We start from the raw sequence: 20,378 nt of genomic DNA on the forward strand, positions 1-20,378 counted from the left end.
CGGGGGGGTGGGGGGGGGGGGGGGGGGGGGGCGGCCTGTCCCCCGCCCCCGGGGGGGGGGGGGGGGGGGGGTGGGGGGGGGGGGGGGGGTGGGGTGGGGCTGGTCGCGCAGTTCCCCGCGCCCCTTGGGTGGGTGGCGTGCCGTGCCTCTTTGGGGTTGGGGAGGTGTAGTTGGCCTGAAGGGGCGCGGGGAACTGCGCGACCAGCCACGTGCGGTCCGCAGTCGCCGTCGAACCCTGGGCCCCGAGCTATGAGGCGAACCCCGTCACGGCTCCCGCGTCTCCGACTCCAGGCGTTCGCGCGTCGGCAGGTCGTAGACGCCGTATTCCTCCGGCTGGACTCCCCGCGCCCACTGGTACCTGCTCACCGCGTCCTCGACGCCCTCGTTGTAGCTGCCCCGGGCCTCCCTCGGGTAGAGGCCGAGTTGGGTCAGACGTAGTTCGAGCTCGACCACCTCGGAACCCCGGTCGCCGCGGCGCAGCGTCGGCGGGGCGGGGTCCCGGGCCGCGGCGGACGCCTCCTGGGCGGCGGCGGAATCCGTGGGGGAGGGGGTGGAGGTGGTGGTCGTCGGTTCCGTGGAGGGGGACGGGGCGGGGGACGCGCTGGAGCGGGACGGGGAGGGGGAGGGAGGCGCGCTCCGTGTGGGGGCGGGGGGCGCAGGGGGCGGCGCCGACTGCGTCCGTGTCCGGGAGGGCGACTGCGACGCCTCGCTGCTCGACGGGGCCGGGACGCTTGCGCGTACGGCGTCCGGGAGGGCCGTGTCCCGGGACGGGGTCTCGTAGGTGAACAGGCCGCTCGCCAGGCCGGCCGCCGCGATCACGGCCACGAGCGCGCCGCCCGTGCCGAGGAGGAGGACGGAGCGGGTACGGCGGTGGCGGGGCGCCGCTGGGTCCGGGGCGTCGGCGTGGGGAGCGCCCGCCGGCGGCTCGAACAGGCTGAGGTCCGGAGTGCTGGGGGCGGGGGCCGGCCCCGGCCCCGGGGCGACCGGCCGGAGCGGCATCGTCGCGGCCGCGCCGTGGTCGCCGCCGGCCTCCAGCTCCACGTATGGGCGTATGCGCAGCGGATCGAAGTCCTCCGCCGCTGCCGCCTCCGCGGTGCGGGCGTCCCGCAGGGCCTCGGACACGCGTTGGGCACAGCCGCAGGACGGGGTGTTGTCGGGGGATCTCGGCGTACCGCACTCCGGGCAGGGGTGACCGTTCTGGCCTATCGGGCCCTCCTGGTCTTCCGGACCCCTCGCGTCCGTCCGCTCTGTCACGCCTTCGTCCCTCCCCGTCGCGAACTCCCCACACTATGCAGACGTTCTCCACGTGGTCTCCGGAAGCCCCCGGAAGGGCTGATTCCAAAGGGACTCGACAGGCCATAACCGCCCATAGCGATCACGATGGGGGGTGTAACGAGACCCTCGGGAGGTCTTCATGGCCGGGGACACGCACGGTACGTCAGGAAATGTGCGTGACGCGCAGCCCCCGAGGCGGGGAGCCGACGCGCACGAGAACGTGCCCGGCAACGTCCTCGTCTCCATCGGCGCGCTGCTGCTCGGCATGCTGCTCGCCGCGCTCGACCAGACCATCGTGTCGACCGCCCTGCCCACCATCGTCAGCGACCTCGGCGGCCTGGAGCATCTGTCCTGGGTCGTGACCGCGTATCTGCTGGCGTCCACGGCCGCGACTCCGCTGTGGGGCAAGCTCGGTGACCAGTACGGGCGCAAGCGGCTCTTCCAGATCGCGATCGTGATTTTTCTTGTGGGGTCCGCGCTGTGCGGGATGTCGCAGAACATGGCGCAGCTCATCGTCTTCCGCGCCGTGCAGGGGCTCGGGGGCGGCGGGCTCATGGTGCTGTCCATGGCGATCGTGGGGGACATCGTGTCGCCGCGGGAGCGCGGGCGGTACCAGGGGCTGTTCGGGGGTGTGTTCGGGGCGACGAGTGTGCTCGGGCCGTTGCTGGGCGGGGCGTTCACGGAGCATCTGAGCTGGCGGTGGGTCTTCTACGTCAATCTGCCCGTCGGGGTGGTCGCGCTGGTGGTGATCGCGGGAGCCCTGCGGATTCCGCGTAAGTCGACGCGGCACGTCATCGACTATCTGGGGACGTTCCTGATCGCGTCCGTCGCCACGTGTCTGGTACTGGTCGCCTCCCTCGGGGGGACCACGTGGGCGTGGGGATCGGCGCAGATCGTCGGGCTCGCGGTGCTGGGGGTGGTACTCACCTGTGCGTTCGTCGCCGTCGAGCGGCGGGCCGCCGAGCCGGTGCTCCCGTTGAAGCTGTTCCGGGTGCGGACCTTCTCGCTGTCGGCCGTCATCAGCTTCATCGTCGGGTTCGCCATGTTCGGCGCGATGACCTATCTGCCGACGTTTCTGCAGGTCGTGCAGGGGGTCAGCCCGACCATGTCCGGGGTGCACATGCTGCCGATGGTCGCCGGCATGCTGCTCGCGTCCACCGCCTCCGGGCAGATCGTCAGCCGTACCGGGCGGTGGAAGGTGTTCCCGGTCGCCGGGACCGGGGTCACCACGCTGGGCCTGTTGCTGCTGCACCAGCTCGACGTGGACAGCTCCACCTGGGAGATGAGCTGCTTCTTCTTCGTGTTCGGGCTGGGGCTCGGGCTCGTGATGCAGGTGCTCGTGCTGATCGTGCAGAACGCCGTCTCGTACGAGGACCTCGGCGTCGCCACCTCCGGGGCGACCTTCTTCCGGTCCATCGGTGCGTCGTTCGGCGTCGCCGTCTTCGGCACGATCTTCGCAAACCGGCTCGACGACAAGCTCGTGGAGGCGTTCCGGGGGGTGCGGCTGCCCAGCGGGGTCACGCTGGAGGGGCTGGAGGCCGATCCGCGCGACATCGCCGAGTTGCCGGGGGCGCTGCGGCCGGCCGCGCTGGAGGCGTACGCGTCCTCGATCACGGACGTCTTTCTGTACGCGACGCCTGTGGCGTTGGTCGGGTTCGTGCTGGCCTGGTTCCTGCGGGAGGACCGGCTGCGGGGGTCGGTGACCGCGCCCGATGTCACCGAGACGTTGGCCAGCAATCCCGTGGAGCGGTCGTCGTACGACGAGGTGTGCCGGGCGTTGTCGGTGCTCGGGACGCGGGAGGGGCGGCGGGAGGTGTACCGGGAGATCACCGAGCGGGCCGGGTACGACCTGTTGCCGGCGGCCAGTTGGCTGTTGCTGCGGATCAAGAGGTACGGGTGGGTGGAGCCGGCGGTGCTCGCCGAGCGGAGTTCTGTGCCGTTGCCGGTGATCCTCGAGGCGGCTCGGCAGGTGGAGGAGCGGCGGTTGGCCGTGCGGGAGGGGCTGGATCTGGTACTGACCGAGGGTGGGCGGGAGGTGGCGGCGCGGTTGGCTCGGGTTCGGGAGGAGTCGTTGGCGGAGTTGTTGGGGGACTGGTGGGGGCCGGGGCGGTCCACTGATCTGGTGCAGTTGGTGAAGGAGATCAATGAGGAGTTGTGCGGGTCCGAACGGGAACAGCCGGGTGCCTCCGGCGGTTGAGCCGGGGTGCCTGCGGGTGCCTCCGGCGGTTGGGCGGGGTGCCTGCGGCGGCCTGTTGCGGTGAGTGGGGGCTGGTCGCGCAGTTCCCCGCGCCCCTTAGATGCCTGCGGCAGCGGCGGAGGTCAGAGCCTGAGGGAGAATCGACGCATGCCCCTCTCCAGCTCGCTTGCCTCTGGCGATGAGATACGCGCCTATCTCATCGGGCAGTTGAACCTTGCCCTACGCCGCCCCGGGATGTTCGGGAACGAGGCCGCCCTGCGGATGCTGCTGGACCACCTGCTGTTCGTAGAGGGGCAGCCCGAAGCCTGGACGGAGCAGCAGAGGGCATGGGAGGTGTGCGGGGCCTGGTCCAGCGCCGGCGTGACGGGCGCCTTCCGGGACTTCGTCCCCGGCCTTTCCTACGAGTACGGCATGGCGTCGGTCTATGCGGAGTTCGCGTACGGCCGTGGATGGTTGAGGCCCGACCGGGTGCTGGCAACCGACGAGTACCGTGCACTTCGGGAGCGCGTGCGTCCCTGGGCCGGCGAGGACCGTGTGTGGGCGGACGTCATCAACGAGTTCGGAGCCCCGTCTGTGCTGTTCGGAGGGACGAACCCTCTGTACGGCAAGACCCTCGGCTACCTCTCGGAGGACCCGGAGCAACCGATGGTGTTCTTCCACCTCTGGAACGGAAGCACCCCGGATGCGGGGTCTTCATGGCCTCCGGAACATGAGGAGCCCATCCTTCTCGCTGTCCGGTTCGGGGGCGGAGCCTTCCGCACGGCATTCACCTTCACCCCCGAAGGGGAGCGGCGCCGCCTGGAGTTCGCCCGACCGGTCGGGTAGCAGCTGATGAGTTACGGAACATGGGCGGAACGAGGCGTTGTACCACCCGTGTCCGGTCGGCCCACGGCGGCGCCTGCGCCAGTCGTCAGGCGTCGAAGCGGCGGCGGGCGGCCTCGATGTGACCGAAGTACCGGTGGGTCCAGCCGCACATTCCGTCGACCGTGGCGCGCAGGGCTTGACCCGGCTCGGTGAGGGTGTATTCGACCCGCGGCGGGACGGTGGGGTACACGGTGCGCTCGACCAGGCCGTTGCGCTCCAGCATGCGCAGGTTCTGGGTGAGCATCTTGTGGCTGATGCCCTCGATCTCGTTCCGCAGCTCGCTGAAGCGCAGGGTGCGATCACCGAGACCCTCGACGATGAGGAACGCCCACTTGTTGGCGACGTCGGAGAAGATCTCCCGCGCCAAGGAGCCCGCACGCGCCAGGTCTGCATCCTCGGGCGAGCCTGTGAACTGCATGGTAACCATAAGGTTCTCCAGTCACTGAAAAGTGCGTTCTTCCACGTCAGCGTCCACTCTCTTACGGTTTGTGAGTAACCACAAGAGAGTGAGCGTCTTGATCAGCACGGACGCGTGCCCACAGGCGCTCAGGACGAGGAGACAGGCATCATGGCCATCACCTTTATGAACCCCAGCGGATTGCCCAAGATCGACGTCTACCGGCAGGTGTCGATCGCATCCGGGTCGAGGCTGGTCTTTGTCGCCGGGCAGGTCGCCTGGGACGCCGAGGGAGTCACGATCGGCGAAGGCGACCTCGCCGCCCAGGTCGAGCAGAGCTATCTCAACGTCGGCACCGCCCTGGCCGAGGCCGGTGGCTCCTTCGACGACGTGGCGAAGCTGACCTTCTACGTCGTCGACTGGACCCCCGACAAGATGCCCCCACTCCTGGAAGGGATCTCCCGGGCAGCCGCGAAGCTGGGGGTCACCCCGGCCCCGCCGACCACGCTGATAGGCGTTGCGGCACTGGATGTCCCGGACCATCTGGTCGAGATCGAAGCCACCGCGGTCCTCGACTGAACAGGTGCTCTTTTGCCACCCACCGCATCGGGCCGCGCTCCCGGCCTCAGCCGTTCGCCACAGCCCCCGCACACCCGCACTCCGGTCCGCCCGGCACCCTCGGACGTTCGCGGCAGTGTCATGCTTCCGGGCGGAGCTGTACGCATGTCTGACCGCGGGGCGCGACGCGCTCTTCGAACTGTGCGACGCGTCGCTGTGCACCGACGGGCCGGTGCGGACGCTGGTCGACCTGGCGCTGGCGCCCGAACGCCGCGGACAGGGCGCTCTTTACGGCGGCCTCAACCAGGGGCGGATCGATGTGGCCCGCCTACGCCGAGATGAATACATCCCAGCTCACCCGCTCAACCTACGCGCCAGCACTGACACTCGGCCCGTCTCCGAATCGGCCGCCTGGTTAAACGACAAGCTGACGGTTCGGGCTAAGTGCGTTGCCTGGTCGCTCGGGTGAAGGTCAGGTGGGTGACGCCGCTGGGGGAGGAGGTGGTCTCGATGGCGTAGGTCTGGTCCAGGTTCTCCAGTCCGTCCCAGAGGCGTTCGCCTCGGCCGAGGAGGATGGGGGCCACCACGACGTGCATGTGGTCGATGAGGCCGGCGGTGAGGAAGTCGCGGAGCAGGGTGACGCCGCCGCCGATGCGTACGTCCTGGTCGCCCGCCGCCTCGCGGGCCGTGGCGAGGGCCTCGGTGGGTGAGGTGTCGAGGAAGTGGAACGTCGTGCCGCCCTCCATCTCGATCGACGGGCGAGGGTGATGGGTGAGGACGTAGGTCGGTGTGTGGAAGGGCGGGTTGGGGCCCCACCACCCCTTCCACTCCGGGTCCTCGTGCCATCCGGGCGGGCCGAACTTCCCGGCGCCCATGATCTCGGCGCCGATCCCCGGACCGTGCTGACGTGCGAAGGCGTCGTCGACGCCGCCGGATCCGCCGGGACGGCCGGTCATGTGGTGCCAGAAGCCGGTGGCGAACATCCACTCGTGCAGCCGTTCACCGGCGTGGCCGAACGGTGTCTCCCGGCTCTGGCCCTCACCGGTGCCGAAGCCGTCGAGCGAGATGGTGAAGTTGTGGACGCGGGCTAGGGACATGGCCCTTCCTTTCGTGTGCGGTCAACGCCTTTCACCATGACGTCGATCGGGGAGCCGCCGAATCGACACGCCGGGGATGGCTTCTTCGGCGGCCGTTTGAGGCGGGTTCTGGGGGCAACCCGGCATACATGTCCACAGGTGTGATCATTCTGGTCGTGGTAGTGGCGGTCGTCGTGATCGGTGCGGCCGTCCTGGCTCTGCGTACGCGGAGCGGTGGGGGTCTGAAGCGGCGCTTCGGGCCTGAGTACGAGCGGGCCGTGGCCCGGCACGACGGGGACGCGAAGGCCGCCGAACGGGAGCTCGCCCAGCGGGTGGAGCGGCACGGCGGGCTGCGGGAGCGGGCGTTGGAGCCGGAGGAGGCCGAGCGGTTCGAGGCTCGGTGGACGGCCGCCCAGGAGCGCTTCGTCGACTCGCCGAAGGACGCCGTCGAAGAGGCGGACCGGGTGCTCGCGGATCTGGCGCAGGCGCGCGGTTTCCCCGATGGCGCGCAGTACGAGGAGCAGCTCTCGGCTCTGTCCGTGCACCATGCGCACCATGTGCAGGGGTACCGGCATGTGCACCAGGTCGCCCGTGCGCGGGCGAGTGCCGGGGCGGACGGCGGGGGGCCGGGTACGGAGGAGATGCGCGAGGCCATGGTCGAGGCCCGTGTCCTGTTCGAGGAGCTGACGGGGCCGGTCCGGCGTGGGGACTCGCGGGAGAAGGACCGGGAGCCCCGGCGGGGCGCCGACGGTCGTCGTGGCCATCTGCCGTGGGGCTTCACCGGCCGTCACGCGAAGGGGAGTTGAGGAGCATGACGGATGTGGCGAAGGCCGGGCGCGAGGTCAGTGCGCTCGTGCCGCGTGAGGAGTCCGACAAGTTCGAGCTCAGGCTCCAGCAGTCCGTCGCCGGGTTCGTCGACGGTCCCCGGGCCGCAGTCGAGGAAGCCGATCGGCTGGTCGAGGATCTGGTGGGGCGCGTGAGTGACGCCATGGCGCAGCGGCGGCGTACGCTGCGTACGTCCTGGCAGGCGGCCGACGAGCAGGCCGACACCGAGCAGCTGCGGCTCGCGCTGCGTGACTACCGGGAGCTGGCGGAACGACTGCTACGCCTCTGATGCTTCTGGCTCAGCTGACCCACCCGCCGTCCGGCGCCTCTCCTGCCACTCCCGTACGACCTGTTCCACGTCGTACGGCTTGCGGCCCAGGGGAGGGCCGGGCGGCGGCTTCAGGAGCATGTCGCGGATCTTGGCGTTGACGTCCGTGATGATCTTCCGGACCGTGGGTTCGGACTTGGCCGCGTAGGCCGCCGTCAGCGCGTCCTCCGCCTCCTTGCGCAGGGCCAGCGCCGGGGGCAGGACCGACAGGCCCTCGCGGGCCATCTTGCGTTTGACCCACCACAGTTCGTCGTACGGGGCTTCCAGGTCGGTCGGGAGTGGTTTACCGGCTCCGGGCAGGGTGTCGAAGTCGCCGCGCTGCTGCGCGTCGTGAATCTGCTTGTCGACCCAGGAATCGAACGGGACGCCGGGAGGCTTTCGCTCGGTCATGAGTTCATTGTGCCGGACGCGGCGGTGCCGGGCGATTTATCATGCGGCGTCGGTGGCCAAAACGGCTGCCCCTCAAGGATGTTTCAGGAGGAGCGCACGTGCTCGAACTCACCATGGCCGCCGTGTCCGCGGCGGACGAGGGCGCCACGGCCGGCATGCTCATGGCCGACGCGCCCAGCGAGCCGGGTGCCGTGCTGCGGGTGGGCCGGGACAAGACGGTGTGCCGGCTCTCGACGCCGGACGACTGGCTGTTCGTCTCCCGGGTACACCTGGAGTTCCTGTGCGGGCCCGACGGGGCGTGGCAGGTGACCTGGCTGCGCGGCTCGCAGCCCGACCCGTCCTCCGAGGTGCGGCTGACGGTGGGGGAGTACGCCCAGCCGATCGGCTACGGCGGGACCGTGCCGTTGCCCCGGGGCGGCACCGGCGAGATCGTCATCCACGACCGCACCGCGCCGCGCAGCGTCAACGTCGGCTTCTACCACGAGGCCTGAGCGGGCCGGGACCGGCGGCTCACGCCAGGACGCGGGCCAGGGCGAAGCCGTCGTAGCCCTTGGCGCCCACGGTCTGGATCGCCGTACCGCTCAACCTGGGGTGGCTGCCGATCAGTTCGATCGCGGCGCGGGTGCCGCGGACGTCCGGGGCCGTTTCGTCGGGGTCGGCGACCCGGCCGCCGCGCACCACGTTGTCCACGATGATCAGGCTGCCGGTGCTGGTGAGGCGGAGCGCCCAGTCGACGTAGTGCGGGTTGTTGGCCTTGTCGGCGTCGATGAAGACCAGGTCGAAGGGGGCCGGGTTCTCGTCGGCCAGTTTGGGCAGCGACTCCAGGGCCGGGCCGACCCGCACCTCGACGACCTTGTCCAGGCCGGCCCGCGCGATGTTGCGGGTGGCGACCTCGGCGTTCCTGGGGTCGTACTCCAGGGAGATCAGACGGCCGTCGGCGGGCAGGGCGCGGCCCAGCCAGATGGTGCTGTAGCCGCCGAGGGTGCCGATCTCCAGGATGTTGCGGGCGCCCTGGATCTGGGCGAGGAGCTGGAGGAGCTTGCCCTGGGACGGGGTGACGTTGATGTGCGGGAGTTCGGCCGCGTCGCTGTCGCGCAGGGCCGCCTGCAGGGTGTCGTCCTCGGGGGAGAGGTGGGCGGAGAAGTACTCGTCGACGTCGTCCCAGAGCTGCGAGTCGCTCATCGCCTTGCCTTTCGTGTGGCTAGTTAGATGCGCTAACTACCCGTGTCGCGCGGCACTGATTCCCAGGATGGTGGATTCGGGCGGGCCGCGCAGGGGGATGGCCGGGGGCGCCCAATAGCTCGGGGGGTGGCGGCCGGTGGGCGGGTGCGGGCTGTGGTGGGCCGGTCGCGCAGTTCCCCGCGCCCCTGGAAGCCGCCTCGCCGCCGCCGACCCAGGGGCGCGGGGAACTGCGCGACCAGCACAGGCGGCCTGCACCCGCCATCGAACCGCCCAGTCGCCCCTGGCCGGGCGGGCCGCATAGGGTTCGTAGTGATTCTGTAAGCGTGGGACGTGGACGACCGGGGCGGGAGGCCGACGGGGCGTGGCGGAGGCGGAGCGTGGTGGGCGAGCGGCGGAGGCACTCGGGGCTGCGACCGTCGGAGCCACGGCCGTCGGAGCCACGGCCGTCGGTGCGGTCCAGGCCCGGGTGCGGGTGGCACGGCTCGGGCTGTGGCTGATCGCCGCGATCCTCGCCGTACGGCAGGTCGCCGTCGTCCTCGCCACGCCGCGCGGGGAACGGCTGACGGACCTGGAGACCTGGGTCGGGCCCGAAGGCGTCCTGCATGTGAAGGGTTCGCTGTACGAGTCGACGCAGTTCACCGGTACACCGTTCGGCGGACTCGTCCTCAAACCGCTCACCCGCGCCGCCGAGCAGGCCCTCGGCTGGGGCTGGACCTTCGGCACGCTGCTGCTCGTCGTCGCCCTCGGCCTGGTCGCCGCCCGCGCCCTGCCGCAGCCGGTGAGCCGCCGGACCTCCCTGCTCGCGGCGCCCGTCGCCGTCAGCCTGCTCATGCTGTCGCTGCCGGTGCGCAACGCCCTCTACCTCGGCCAGACCAGCATCATGCCGGTGCTGCTCGTCCTCCTCGGCTGCTTCGCCGTACGGGGCGAACGCGCCAGCGGCCTGCTCATCGGCGTCGCCGCCGCGCTGCAGCCGACGCTGCTGCTGTTCACCCCGCTGCTGTGGTTCACCGGGCGGCGCCGGGCCGCGCTCTGCGCGGGCGCCACGTTCGCGGCCTGCACGGTGCTCGCCTGGGCGGCGATGCCACGGGACTCGTACACCTACTGGGTGCACCACATGGCCGGCGTCGGCCTCGGTGGGAACGCCGACGACCTCGGCAACCAGTCCCTGCACGGCGCCCTGCTGCGGCTCGGGCTGACCGGCCCCCTGGAGATCGTCCTCTTCCTGCTGCTCGGCGCGGGCGTCGCCGTCCTCGCGCTGCGCCGTGCCGTGCGCTACGCCCACGACGGGCAGCTCCTGCTCGCCGTCGCCATCACCGGCTGCGCGGCGATCGTCGTGTCCCCGACCGCCTGGCAGCACCAGCTGCTGTGGGTGCTGCTCGCGGTCGTCGGCCAGGTGGGCAGACGCTCGGGCGACCGGTACGTGTGGCCGGTCGCCGTCGTCCTGGTGATGACGCTGCCCGCGAGGACGATGGTGCCGGACAAGGCGTTCCTCCACCCGCTGCGCGCCGACCTGATCCTCCTGGCCGCGCTCGCCACGGCCGCCGTCGTCCCGTTCCTCTCGCGTACGTCGCCGTACTGGCAGACGCCGATCCCGACCCGGTACGCCGACCCGGCCCCGTCCCGTTTCCGGCACGTCCCGCTGGTGGGGTCCCTGCGCCGGGTGATCACCCGACCGAACCTGCTCTTCGAGCTGTTGCTGATCCGGGTCACCTACTACGCGTACGCCCAGATCCGGCTCGCCGCGGCCGGTGGCTCCAACTCGGCCGGGCGGGTCACCGCCGAGGAGCACGGCTGGGAGATCCACTCCGTCGAACGCGCCCTGAACATCGACATCGAGCACTGGGCCAACCACGCCGTAGTGAAGGTCGACTGGCTGCGGGACTTCTTCGACTTCTACTACGAGTCGTTCCACTTCGGCGTGCCGCTGACGATCCTCGCCGTCCTGTACTGGCGCCGCCCCGTCGACTACCGCTGGGCCCGCACCGCGATCGGCTTCGCCACGGTGTTCGCCCTGATCGGCTTCTGGCTCTACCCGCTCGCCCCGCCCCGCCTGATGCCCGGCCTCGGCTTCATCGACACGGTCCACGGCCCCCAGGACTTCACCCAGCCCGACTACGGCACCCTCACCGAGCTCACCAACCAGTACGCCGCGATGCCGTCCCTGCACTTCGGCTGGTCGCTGTGGTGCGGCCTGGTCATCCTCGTCCTCGCCCCCAGGTGGTGGATGAAGGCCCTGGGTCTGCTGCACCCCCTGTTCACCGTCACCGCGATCGTCGTCACCGGCAACCACTGGGTGCTGGACGCGGTCGGCGGGGCCCTGGTCGTGGCCGCCGGTTTCGGGGTGACGTACCTGTTCCAGGGGCCGCGGGCCCGGATGGTGACGGCACGGGCCGAGAAGGTCAGCAGTGACTCCCCGGCCCCGTCGAAGGACCGTACTCCGAGCTGATGCGGTAGTCGCCCGGGGCGGGGACGGTGAGGCGGGTGAACTCGCCCTCGGGAGTCAGGCAGGCGGCGCCGTCCACCCGCAGCCAGGGGGAGTGGGCGATACGGACGGTGGTCGTGCCCGCCTGGGGCATGTGGACGACCAGGTCGGCGCTGGACGTCGACGCGACGGTCGCGGGGGCGGAGGCCAGCGGCACCGCGTCGCGCACCCGGTACACGCGCCAGTGCGCGTCCTGCCAGACCGGCTCCAGCCAGTCGGGCCGGTCCTCGCGGATGAGGCGGGCCTCGACCTTGGCGTAGCCGTCGGGCCTGCCGAGGGGGAGGACGACGTAGCCGACGGCCCAGCGGTCCAGCCAGGCCCGGTAGGTGGCGGCCGAGAAGGAGCCGTCATAGAAGAGGCGGGCCCGCTCCATGTCGAGCTGGCGGTTCCAGCCGCGGGCCATGTTGACGTACGGGGCGAGGCCGCTGGCCTCGCGGTGGTTGCGGGCCGGGACGACCTCGACGCGGGTGCGGTCGGCGCCGAGGCGGTCGAGGGCGCGGACCACTCCCTGGGTCTGAACGGCCCAGGCGGGCACCCTCGTGGAGACGTAGAGGTCGTCGCCGGTCTTCTTGCCGACCCACGCGACGGAGAGGACGAGGGCGGTGATCAGCACTCTGCGGCGGATCTTCGCGAGACGGGGCTGAGCGACCAGGACGGCCAGGAGGGCCGCGGGGGCGAAGAGTTCGGCGAAGCGCTCGACGTTCGTGCCGATGGGGGAGGGGATGAGGTAGGTGAGGACGGCCCCCGCCGCGTACACGGCGCCGCTCCAGCGGGCGACCCGCCACGAGCGCGGGGCGAGGAAGGTGACGGCCAGGCCCAGGAAGAACGGCGGCCATATGCGGTCCATGAACATCAACTGCTCGCCCTTGAAGGGGAACAGCAGAGTCGTCACACCGACGGTGAGCGCGGGCGGCAGGAGCAGGGTCAGGGCGCGGCGGTAGTCCCGGGTCAGCAGGAACGCGGCGCCCACGACCACCAGGAACAGGCCGGCCACCGGGCTGGCCATCGTCGCCAGCGTGGCGTACCCGGCGGCCAGGACGACCCGCCGTTCACGGGACAGCAGCAGACAGGCGGCGAGCCCGAAGGCCACGCCGAGGGCGAAGGTGGTGCGGCCGGAGGCGACGTTGCACCACAGGGCGAAGGACGCGAGGAGGGCCGGGCCCAGGGGTCTTCGGAGCCCTTCGACCCGGGTGATCAGCACGGCCGCGAGCCAGGTCGCCGCCAGCCCCGACACGACGGTGACCGCCCGGACGCCCAGCGCGGCCATCAAGTACGGGGATATCAGGCTGTAGTTGGCGGTGTGGGTGCCGCCGTACCAGAACAGGTTGTAGGCCGAGTCGCCGTGCCGTGTCGCGAAGTCGGTCCACGCGTACTGCGCGGCCAGGTCGCCGCCTCCGGTGGCGAGGAAGGCCCACCACAGGGCGTAGAAGGGGATGGTGGGGAGGGTGGCGACAAGGGGGATGCGGTGGCGGTCCCACACCCTGCGCAGCAGCTGGTTCCGGGCAGGGGGCGCCGCCTGCGGGGCTGGGGCGTGGGTGAGTTGCTCGGCTTGGGCCACGTGATCGAAGACGTGGAACAGCGGGGAAGCGTTCATTGCCGCGTGAAGACGGCCACATCGCTGCCGAAGGCGCAGACCAGGTTCCCGGTGTCGTCGAGCAGCACGGCCTGGGAGACGCCGGGGACCTGGAGGACGCCGACGGGAGTGCGGCTCGCCAGGTCCCAGACCCGGACCGTGTCGTCGACGGAGCAGGTGACGGCGACGGGGCGGCCGTCCAGCGTCCCGCACCGCACCGAGTGCGCGGCCCTGCTGTGGCCGGTCATCGGCCGGCCCACGAGCCGGCCCGTGCCGAGGTCCCGCACCTGCACCGTGCCGTCCCTGCCGCAGGTCACCACGACGGGGCGGCCGTCCAGGTCGCCGCACGCGATGGCGAGGGCACTGTGCTCGATCTCCGCGATCGAACGGCGGGTCGCGAGATCCCAGAACTGCGTCACGCCCTCACCGGAGGTGACCGCGATCAGGCGCCCCGCCACGACGGTGGCGGCCATCGCCCGGCGCGCCCCACGGTCGATGCGCAGGCACGGGTACAGGGCCCGGCCCGTTTCGAGGTCCCACACCCACAGGGTGTCGTCCTGCGCGCTGCCGACGGCGACCGGGCGGCCGGCCGGGACGTGGCACGTCACCTGGGTCACGTACTCGCTGTGGCCGGTGAGAAACCCGGATGTGGTCCGTCGCCGGAGGTCCCAGACCCGCACCGAGCGGTCCAGGGAGGTGGTGACGGCGACGGGCCGGCCGCGCAGCGTGGTGCACGCCACGGACCGGACGTCGTGCCGGTGCCCGGTCAGGGGGTCACCGACGGGCAGGCAGGTGCTCGCGTCCCAGATCCCGACCGTCGTGTCGTGGGAGGGGGTGACGAAGACCGGTCGCCCGTCCAGTTCGCCGACGTCGACGGCGGTGATCTGCTGGGTGTGCCCGGGCACGGGCCGGCCGGGGGGCCGCGAGACGGACAGTCCCCAGACCCGGACCATGGCGCCCGAACCGGTCACCGCGACCCGCTGCCCGGCCAGCGACGTGCACGCCACCGACATGCCGACACCGCTCTCGCCCCTGAGATACCTGACCAGGGTCCGGGACTTCAGGTCCCAGACGGCCAGGACCCGGTCGTGGGAACAGGCGACGGCGACCGGACGGCCGTCCGACTCCGTACACACCAGGCTCTCCACCCGGGCGACGTGCGCCTCGAACTCCGCCAGGCGCTCACCTGTCCCCAGATCCCAGACGTGCACGTTCTTCCCGCACGCGACGACGACCGGGCGGCCGTTCAGTTCCGTGCACGCCATCGCCTTGACGGAGGTCCCCTTGGCTCCCTCCAGCAAGGGCCGGTCCCGGCGGCCCGCCAGGTCCCACACCCGGACACCCGCGCTGGAGCCGGTGACGGCGACCGGACCGCCGCCCACCGTGGCCACCGCCAGCGCGTTCACCCGGGCCCCGACGTCCACCGGCCTGCCGACCGGGTCGCCCGTGGCCAGGTCCCAGACGCGCAGTGTCTCCGAGCCGGTGACGGCCACCGGGCGGCCGTCCAGCGTCGTACAGGCCACCGAGTCCACCCGCTTGGTGTGGCCGGACATGGGCCTGCCCACGGGTTCGCAGGAGGCCAGGTCCCAGGCGCGGACGGTCGCGTCGCTCGATCCGCTGACGGCGACCGGGCGGCCGTCGAGCGTCGTGCAGGCCACCGCGTCCACCTTCCTGGTGTGGCCGGTCATGGGTCTGCCGACGGGCTGGCCGGTGGCCAGGTCCCAGATGCGGAGCGTCTTGTCCACCGACCCGGTGACGACGACCGCGCGGCCGTCGAGGACCGCACAGGCCACGGCGGCGACCTGCGAGGAGGGAACCGTGAACGCGTTGAGCATGTTGCTGAAGAGAAGCGAACCGGACGCGGCCACGGGCTTCCACGTCTGGTCGGGCGCCCCGCTGTTGAACGCCTTCAGCAGGGACGGTTCGTTGTACCGGGCGGCGTCCAGCGCGAGGATCCGGCGCCGGCCGGCCGCGTCGAGATGGCGATGGACCTGGATCGACGTCCGGTAGACCGCGGCATGGAGCCGGGCCGTGTCACTCCTGACCCCCAGCAGCCGCAGCACCAGCGTGTCGGCGGCGGCGTGGACGAGGTACTCGGGCTCGGTGACCAGCTCGTCGAGCAGGCCCGCGTGCGCGGCATGGACCGCCAGGTGCCGCAGGGCATAGGGGTGGGCCCGCTCCCAGTCCCGGGCGCCGTCGAGCCGGTACGGCACGGTCCGGCGCAGCACGGTGGTGAACGCGTGGTGCGCCCGCTCCGAGGACCGCTCCCGCCGCACGTACTCCGCCATCGTCTCGTGGTACAGCCGGTACACGGACCGTCCGTCCTCGACGGCCTCCACCACGTACGCGCCCGCGTCCCGCCGCAACCGCCGCAGATCCTCGTTGGTGCACCGGCGCCGCCCCGACAACTCCGAGGCGAGCGGCGCCCAGATGTCCTCCCAGGGCAGGCCCTGACCCTCGGCGTAGGCCAGGGGCCGCAGCAGGTCGAGGATCCGCTCGGCGCCCTCGCCGAAGCGCTGGCGCAGGTCGTGGTGCATGGCGTCGGCGGCCACGCGCGGCAGCGACCGGCGCCAGTCGGGGTCCCGCGGGTCGGGCAGCGTGGCCGTCGCCGCGAGGGTGCCCGCCGTGATGCGGGCGACCAGGAAGGAGTGCCCGGCGGCCCGGGCGACCGCCCGCGCCACCCCCAGTCGCAGCTCGTCCGGGCAGTCCAGATACGGCGACTCCGGGTGCGCGTCGAGCAGGTTGCGCACCGTGTAGGCGAGTACGGCCCTCGGGTCGGCGTAGCGGGACGAGTCCAGGTCGACGTGGTCGCGGCGCGTCAGGTTCAGCGGGGCCAGGAGGTGGGGCCGGGTGCCCAGGAGAAGCCGCAGGTGGGGCCGCGCCAGGTCCATCAAGGGGCGCAGCACCTGGCCGCACAGGGAGGACGGTGTCGCCGCCTCGTCCAGGCCGTCGATCAGCACCACCCGGGGGCGCGCGGGCTCGGGGCCGGCGTCGAGGTGGTGCAACAGGTCGGCCACCGCCTCCGTCGGCGACAGCCGGAGCGCGGCGGCGAGCGCCCGCACCACCTGCTGGTCGGTCAGGCCCTGCGCGTACACCGCCGTACCGATCGCCTTCGGCGACGGCAGTTGCCCGGCCCGCAGCCCCAGACTCGCCAGCGGTACCTCCCGCCGGTACTCCGGGTCGCTCACCGCCGCCAACAGCCCCAGTACGGCCGTCTTCCCGGACCCGGGATCGCCGGTGACGACCAGCGCCGGACGCTCCTCGGGCAGGTCGCCGAGCCAGCCCGTGATGTCCGCCAGCGCCCGGTGCCGACCCGAGAACCACCATCCCACGCGGTCCTCGTCCCGGTGCCCCATCGCCCGCCGCAGCAGCCGCGTCCGGAACTCCGTGTCCCGCCTCCTGTCCTGCTCGTCCCACTCGGCGGCTCGTTGCAGGGCCATGTCGGTGTGGGACAGCTGCCTGCTGTGCTTGGCGTTGGGCAGGAAGGGAGGGATCTCGCCGGTCAGGCCGATGATCTCCAGACCGATCCGCTGGTGGTCGGGCCGTTCGGGGTTGGTGCGCGTGGCGTTGACCACCGCGTCCAGGGCCAGCAGCTCAGGTGTGTACCCGGCCGTGGCGAGGCTGGTCACCGCTTCCGACAGCAGTTCGGGGAAGGCGCCGGTGCGGGCGAGTTCGTACGGCTGGGTCGAGGTGATCACGGCCAGGCCGGCGTCCTGTTCACGCCAGCCGCTCTTCAACTTGGCCATCGCCGCGAGCAGTTCGTTGCCGCCCTCGCCGGAGTAGCAGGTGTCGAGCATCAGCAGCAGTCGCCGTACCTTCGTCCCGGCGAGGATCTTGCGGACCAGCAGACCCGGCTGCAGCGCGTCGTGCAGGTCCTCGGGGTGGGTGTCCGAGGTGAGCAGGACGTACTCGTCCTCGGTGCGCAGGAGTTCACCGTGTGCGGTGATGTACACGGCGACCACGTCGTCCGGCCGCCGCTCCGGCGAACGGGCGAACTCCCGCAACTCCCGCAGGAGTTGCTGTTGAGTCGGGTTCGCGCCCAGGTCCGAGACATGCTCGTACCCGAGTGTGCCGGTGAACAGCTCCACCATCCGGCGGCGCGCCTCGACCAGCCCGGGCCGGTCCCACTGCGGCGCGTGCGGGTAGTGGCTGACCGCGGTGGCGATGAGGAAGCGGCGCGGGCCGCCGTCCCCGGCAGCCGTACCGTCGCTCATGCCAGCCCCTCCGCGACCGCCTGGCCCGTCTCCCGCGCGGTCAGGTACAGCGTGGCGTCGTGGGCGTGCGAGCCGTTGTGGACGACCTTCCCCGTCACTCCTTCCCCCGTCACTCCCGTACCGAAGAACAGCGACAGGTCCTTCACCGCCGCCACCACGTCGCCCTCGTCGACGACGTTCGTCCACGCCGTCGTGCCGGGCCAGCCGCCCGGTTCAGGGCGCAGCCGGTCGTACACCATCCGCATCCCCAGCGGCGAGCCCAGCGTCACCAGCGCCCGCACCCGGTGGCCGGGGAGCGCGCACAGCGCCTCGTACGCCACGACCGAGCCCAGGGAGTGGGCGACGACGACCCGGGTGTCCGGCCCGATCGCCTCCTCCACCCGGCGCCGCGCCGCCGCCCGTAAGCCGTCGTCGGTCAGATAGCGCCGCACCTGCTTCAGGTCGAACACCAGGCCCCGCAAGGAGATGTCGGCGAAGAAGCGGGCGTGCTGAAGCACCCGCAGCGCCGTCTGCACCGCCCTCGGGGAGCGGGCCAGCGTGTCCGTCACGCCGGGCGGGGGCACCCCGGGGTCGGTCCGGGCGCACCGCGCCCACCACTCCAGCAGCAGCTCGGTCTCGAAGCCCGCCTCGACGTCGTCCGGCGTGAACCTGGGGTCCCCGACCGCCAGGGTGTCGCCCGGCGGCCGGAACAGGTCTCCGTAGAAGGCCATACGCAGATCGCCCGGGGCGAGCTTCGCGGCGCCGCCGTCCACCCGGTCGAGCCCGTCGGCGAGTGCCGGCTCCCAGTCCTTCAGCAGCGTGTTGCCGCCCAGCCGCTGCTTGCCCACGCCGTGCACGCCGACGATCCGCGCCATCGCCCCGTCTGCCCCGTTCCCCGAACCCCGTAAGTCTCCTCACTCTAGACAGGAGGAGCGGACGCCGGGGCGGGCAACAACCAAGCCGTTCGCACACGTTGGAGCGTGGACCGGGCCAGGGTGTCGCCCGTGCCGATCTCGCGCTGGGCTCTGGCCAGGAGCTTCGCCACGTCGACCTTGCAGAAGTTCCGCAGCAGCTGCGTCTTGCCCACGCCGCGCGGCCCGGACAGCGCGATGCTTCCGCTCTCCATCCCCGCGCTGATCATGGCGAGTTGCCGGTCGGCCCGCGTCGCCACATGCTCACGACCGGTGCGAAGCTGCCTCAGTCCCGGGGCGCTTCCGTTCCCGGGGGACGAGTGCGGCGATCAAGTAGGCGAGGGGGAGCGGCTGCCTGGACGCGGCCTTGCGCATCTCCGCAGGGACAGCAGCGGCAGCGCGGCCACCACCAACGCGCCCAGCATGACCCAACCCCAGCCGAGTACGGCGAAGGTAATAGCCCCACCAGAGGACGAAGGCCACCCCTGCGGGAGGGCGAGGAAGGCCAGGAAGCCCCCGAGCGCATCACCCGCAACGGACCAGACGGAAACAGAACGGCTCTCGGGCAGAGCGTCCTTCAGCGCGTCGCTCCACCCAGATGTCACCGCCATCGCGAGCGGTATCAGCAGCACGACCGCGCCGGCCGCCACCAACCGGCGGCGCAGCCGCGCCTCCAGGCGAGTCCGGGTCACTGCCTGCTCGTACGCGACCTGCGCATCCTGGGTCCGCTCCAGAACGGCGTCCCGCCCAGCTTGTGCCTCGGGCTCGCTGACGCCCCCGAACTCGGGCTCCGTCAGCACGTCCTTCAGCACGTCGTCGAACAGCGGTATCGGTCTCAGTGTCGGCACTCTCAGGTATTTCCGCACCAGCACTCGAACCACACAGCCTTGCCACCCCCTGGCACAGGATCCACACCCCACTTGTCGGAGACCGCGTCCAGCAGCAGAAGCCCGCGGCCACCCTCGTCCTCCGGCCCCGACTGCGCGCGAGGCGCCGGAAGTTGACCGAAGCCGTCCGTCACCTCGACCCGCACCCCGCCCGTCTGCCGCAGGACCAGCACCTCGCAGCGCCGGTCCGGAACATGCCGTACGACATTGGCGACGAGCTCGGTCACGCCCAGCTCCACGGCGTAGGTCAGCCCGCGCATGCGCCACTCGGCGAGCAGCGAGCGCGCGATGGCGCGGATGTGCCGGGCCGAGTGGTCGCCGACGGTGAGGCGCAGGCGGTACTGGTGGCGGAAGGGGGCCAGGTAGGTGGGGGGAATGTATCCGTTCACGGTACGAGGGTGACCTCGTGCGACTACTTTGGGCTACGGAACGAATACAACGGGTCCCGAAGTGGGCCGAGTTGCGTGAGAGGGGTTCCGCGTGACCCACATCAACACCCTCGACCCGGGCGCCTCGCCCCTCGACTACTACGGCTTCGAGCTACGCCGCCACCGCGAGGCCGCCGAGCTGACACAGAAGCAGCTCGGGGACATCGTGTACTGCACCGGCTCCCTGGTCGGCCAGATCGAGACGGCCCGCAAACTGCCGACGCTGCCGTTCAGTGAGCGGGTGGACATGGCGCTGGGGACGGGCGGGGCGTTGTCGCGGCTGCATGAGCTGGTGATGCGTAGTCAACTTCCGGCCTGGTTTCAGCAGGTGGCGGAGTTGGAGGTGCGGGCAGTCGAGATCTGCTCCTTCCAGGACCACATGGTTCTCGGTCTCCTCCAGACCAGGGCATACGCTCGCGCCGTGCTCGGTGTGCTCGACGAAACCGACCTCGACGATCGCACCGAGGTCCGGCTGGCCCGTCAGCGCATCCTTGAGAAGCAAGAGGCGCCGGTGTTCTGGGCGATCCTCAGCGAGGCGGCGCTGTACCTGGAGATCGGTGGCCGTGAGACCATGCGGGAGCAACTCGCCCACTTGTTGTCCTTCGAGAGCAATCCCCGGGTCAACATTCAGGTGTTGCCGTTCTCGGTCGGTGCGCATGCGGGGCTGCAAGGCTCGTTCGACCTCTACCGCTTTGCGAGCGATCCGACCATTGTTTGCACGGAGGGCTACGGCGGCAGCGGGCATCCGACCGCAAACCCAGCCACCGTCAAGATGTGCTCGCTCCGTTACGATCATCTTCAGGCCGCCGCAC

Annotated in this window: 20 protein-coding genes; 9 read left to right on the forward strand and 11 right to left on the reverse strand. The window is 71.3% G+C overall.

Annotation, left to right across the window (positions count from 1 at the left end; all coding sequences use genetic code 11):
* Positions 1-264 precede the first annotated feature (264 nt).
* The gene (locus ACFZBP_RS34600; protein WP_391419137.1) at positions 265-1,122 is read right to left on the reverse strand and encodes a peptidoglycan-binding protein; all 858 of its coding nucleotides are present in this window, start codon (positions 1,120-1,122) and stop codon (positions 265-267) included.
* A gap of 292 nt (positions 1,123-1,414) precedes the next feature.
* Between ACFZBP_RS34600 and ACFZBP_RS34605 the strand changes: the two genes are divergently transcribed.
* On the forward strand, positions 1,415-3,472 hold the full coding sequence (locus ACFZBP_RS34605) for a DHA2 family efflux MFS transporter permease subunit (protein WP_391419140.1): 2,058 nt from the start codon (positions 1,415-1,417) through the stop codon (positions 3,470-3,472).
* 147 nt (positions 3,473-3,619) lie between these two features.
* The gene (locus ACFZBP_RS34610) at positions 3,620-4,297 is read left to right on the forward strand and encodes a hypothetical protein (protein ID WP_391419142.1); all 678 of its coding nucleotides are present in this window, start codon (positions 3,620-3,622) and stop codon (positions 4,295-4,297) included.
* 85 nt (positions 4,298-4,382) lie between these two features.
* On the opposite strand, the gene ACFZBP_RS34615 is transcribed toward ACFZBP_RS34610, so the two are convergent.
* The gene (locus ACFZBP_RS34615; RefSeq protein WP_391419145.1) at positions 4,383-4,763 is read right to left on the reverse strand and encodes a winged helix-turn-helix transcriptional regulator; all 381 of its coding nucleotides are present in this window, start codon (positions 4,761-4,763) and stop codon (positions 4,383-4,385) included.
* Between the two features lie 141 nt (positions 4,764-4,904).
* Between ACFZBP_RS34615 and ACFZBP_RS34620 the strand changes: the two genes are divergently transcribed.
* Positions 4,905-5,312 (forward strand): Rid family hydrolase, encoded by a 408-nt coding sequence (locus ACFZBP_RS34620; RefSeq protein WP_391419147.1) that lies wholly within the window; start codon positions 4,905-4,907, stop codon positions 5,310-5,312.
* A complete protein-coding gene (locus tag ACFZBP_RS34625; protein WP_391419150.1) occupies positions 5,263-5,760 on the forward strand; it encodes a transposase in 498 nt (165 codons plus the stop codon). The genes ACFZBP_RS34620 and ACFZBP_RS34625 overlap by 50 nt, the downstream gene beginning before the upstream one ends.
* Here the strand turns inward: ACFZBP_RS34625 and ACFZBP_RS34630 are convergent.
* Entirely contained in the window at positions 5,732-6,388 is a 657-nt protein-coding gene (locus tag ACFZBP_RS34630) for a dihydrofolate reductase family protein (protein ID WP_391419152.1), read from the reverse strand. The genes ACFZBP_RS34625 and ACFZBP_RS34630 overlap by 29 nt on opposite strands.
* A 128-nt stretch (positions 6,389-6,516) precedes the next feature.
* On the opposite strand from ACFZBP_RS34630, the gene ACFZBP_RS34635 reads away from it, so the two are divergent.
* On the forward strand, positions 6,517-7,173 hold the full coding sequence (locus ACFZBP_RS34635; protein WP_391419154.1) for a hypothetical protein: 657 nt from the start codon (positions 6,517-6,519) through the stop codon (positions 7,171-7,173).
* 5 nt (positions 7,174-7,178) lie between these two features.
* Positions 7,179-7,481 carry a hypothetical protein gene (locus ACFZBP_RS34640; RefSeq protein WP_383450524.1) on the forward strand — a complete coding sequence of 101 codons (303 nt, stop codon included), beginning with the start codon at positions 7,179-7,181 and terminating at the stop codon, positions 7,479-7,481.
* On the opposite strand, the gene ACFZBP_RS34645 is transcribed toward ACFZBP_RS34640, so the two are convergent.
* Positions 7,470-7,910 carry a DnaJ family domain-containing protein gene (locus ACFZBP_RS34645; RefSeq protein WP_391419157.1) on the reverse strand — a complete coding sequence of 147 codons (441 nt, stop codon included), beginning with the start codon at positions 7,908-7,910 and terminating at the stop codon, positions 7,470-7,472. The two genes, ACFZBP_RS34640 and ACFZBP_RS34645, sit on opposite strands and share 12 nt — an antisense overlap.
* Before the next feature lie 98 nt (positions 7,911-8,008).
* On the opposite strand from ACFZBP_RS34645, the gene ACFZBP_RS34650 reads away from it, so the two are divergent.
* Positions 8,009-8,401: a hypothetical protein gene (locus tag ACFZBP_RS34650; protein WP_391419159.1), complete on the forward strand. Its 393-nt coding sequence runs from the start codon at positions 8,009-8,011 to the stop codon at positions 8,399-8,401.
* Between the two features lie 19 nt (positions 8,402-8,420).
* Here the strand turns inward: ACFZBP_RS34650 and ACFZBP_RS34655 are convergent, their stop codons facing one another.
* Positions 8,421-9,092, reverse strand: coding sequence for a class I SAM-dependent methyltransferase (locus ACFZBP_RS34655; protein WP_391419161.1), 672 nt, complete (start codon positions 9,090-9,092; stop codon positions 8,421-8,423).
* Positions 9,093-9,453: 361 nt separating this feature from the next.
* Here ACFZBP_RS34655 and ACFZBP_RS34660 point away from each other — a divergent pair, with 361 nt between their 5' ends.
* The gene (locus ACFZBP_RS34660) at positions 9,454-11,538 is read left to right on the forward strand and encodes a phosphatase PAP2 family protein (protein WP_391419163.1); all 2,085 of its coding nucleotides are present in this window, start codon (positions 9,454-9,456) and stop codon (positions 11,536-11,538) included.
* Here ACFZBP_RS34660 and ACFZBP_RS34665 read toward each other — a convergent pair.
* From ACFZBP_RS34665 to ACFZBP_RS34690, 6 genes are all read right to left on the reverse strand, one after another.
* Positions 11,492-13,168, reverse strand: coding sequence for a hypothetical protein (locus tag ACFZBP_RS34665; RefSeq protein WP_383450537.1), 1,677 nt, complete (start codon positions 13,166-13,168; stop codon positions 11,492-11,494). The genes ACFZBP_RS34660 and ACFZBP_RS34665 overlap by 47 nt on opposite strands.
* A complete protein-coding gene (locus tag ACFZBP_RS34670; protein ID WP_391419166.1) occupies positions 13,165-17,361 on the reverse strand; it encodes a caspase family protein in 4,197 nt (1,398 codons plus the stop codon). The genes ACFZBP_RS34665 and ACFZBP_RS34670 overlap by 4 nt, the downstream gene beginning before the upstream one ends.
* Positions 17,358-18,215 carry a hypothetical protein gene (locus ACFZBP_RS34675; RefSeq protein WP_391419169.1) on the reverse strand — a complete coding sequence of 286 codons (858 nt, stop codon included), beginning with the start codon at positions 18,213-18,215 and terminating at the stop codon, positions 17,358-17,360. The genes ACFZBP_RS34670 and ACFZBP_RS34675 overlap by 4 nt, the downstream gene beginning before the upstream one ends.
* A 44-nt stretch (positions 18,216-18,259) precedes the next feature.
* On the reverse strand, positions 18,260-18,511 hold the full coding sequence (locus ACFZBP_RS34680) for a hypothetical protein (protein ID WP_391419171.1): 252 nt from the start codon (positions 18,509-18,511) through the stop codon (positions 18,260-18,262).
* Positions 18,512-18,580: 69 nt separating this feature from the next.
* Positions 18,581-19,099, reverse strand: a complete 519-nt coding sequence (locus ACFZBP_RS34685) for a hypothetical protein (RefSeq protein ID WP_391419173.1) — start codon at positions 19,097-19,099, stop codon at positions 18,581-18,583.
* 2 nt (positions 19,100-19,101) lie between these two features.
* The gene (locus ACFZBP_RS34690) at positions 19,102-19,527 is read right to left on the reverse strand and encodes an ATP-binding protein (RefSeq protein WP_391419175.1); all 426 of its coding nucleotides are present in this window, start codon (positions 19,525-19,527) and stop codon (positions 19,102-19,104) included.
* A 91-nt stretch (positions 19,528-19,618) separates the two neighbouring features.
* Between ACFZBP_RS34690 and ACFZBP_RS34695 the strand changes: the two genes are divergently transcribed.
* A partial coding sequence (locus tag ACFZBP_RS34695) for a Scr1 family TA system antitoxin-like transcriptional regulator (RefSeq protein WP_391419177.1) occupies positions 19,619-20,378 on the forward strand: 760 nt, incomplete at its 3' end.

It is taken from the genome of Streptomyces sp. NPDC008086, assembly GCF_042957325.1.
Lineage (GTDB): Bacteria > Actinomycetota > Actinomycetes > Streptomycetales > Streptomycetaceae > Streptomyces.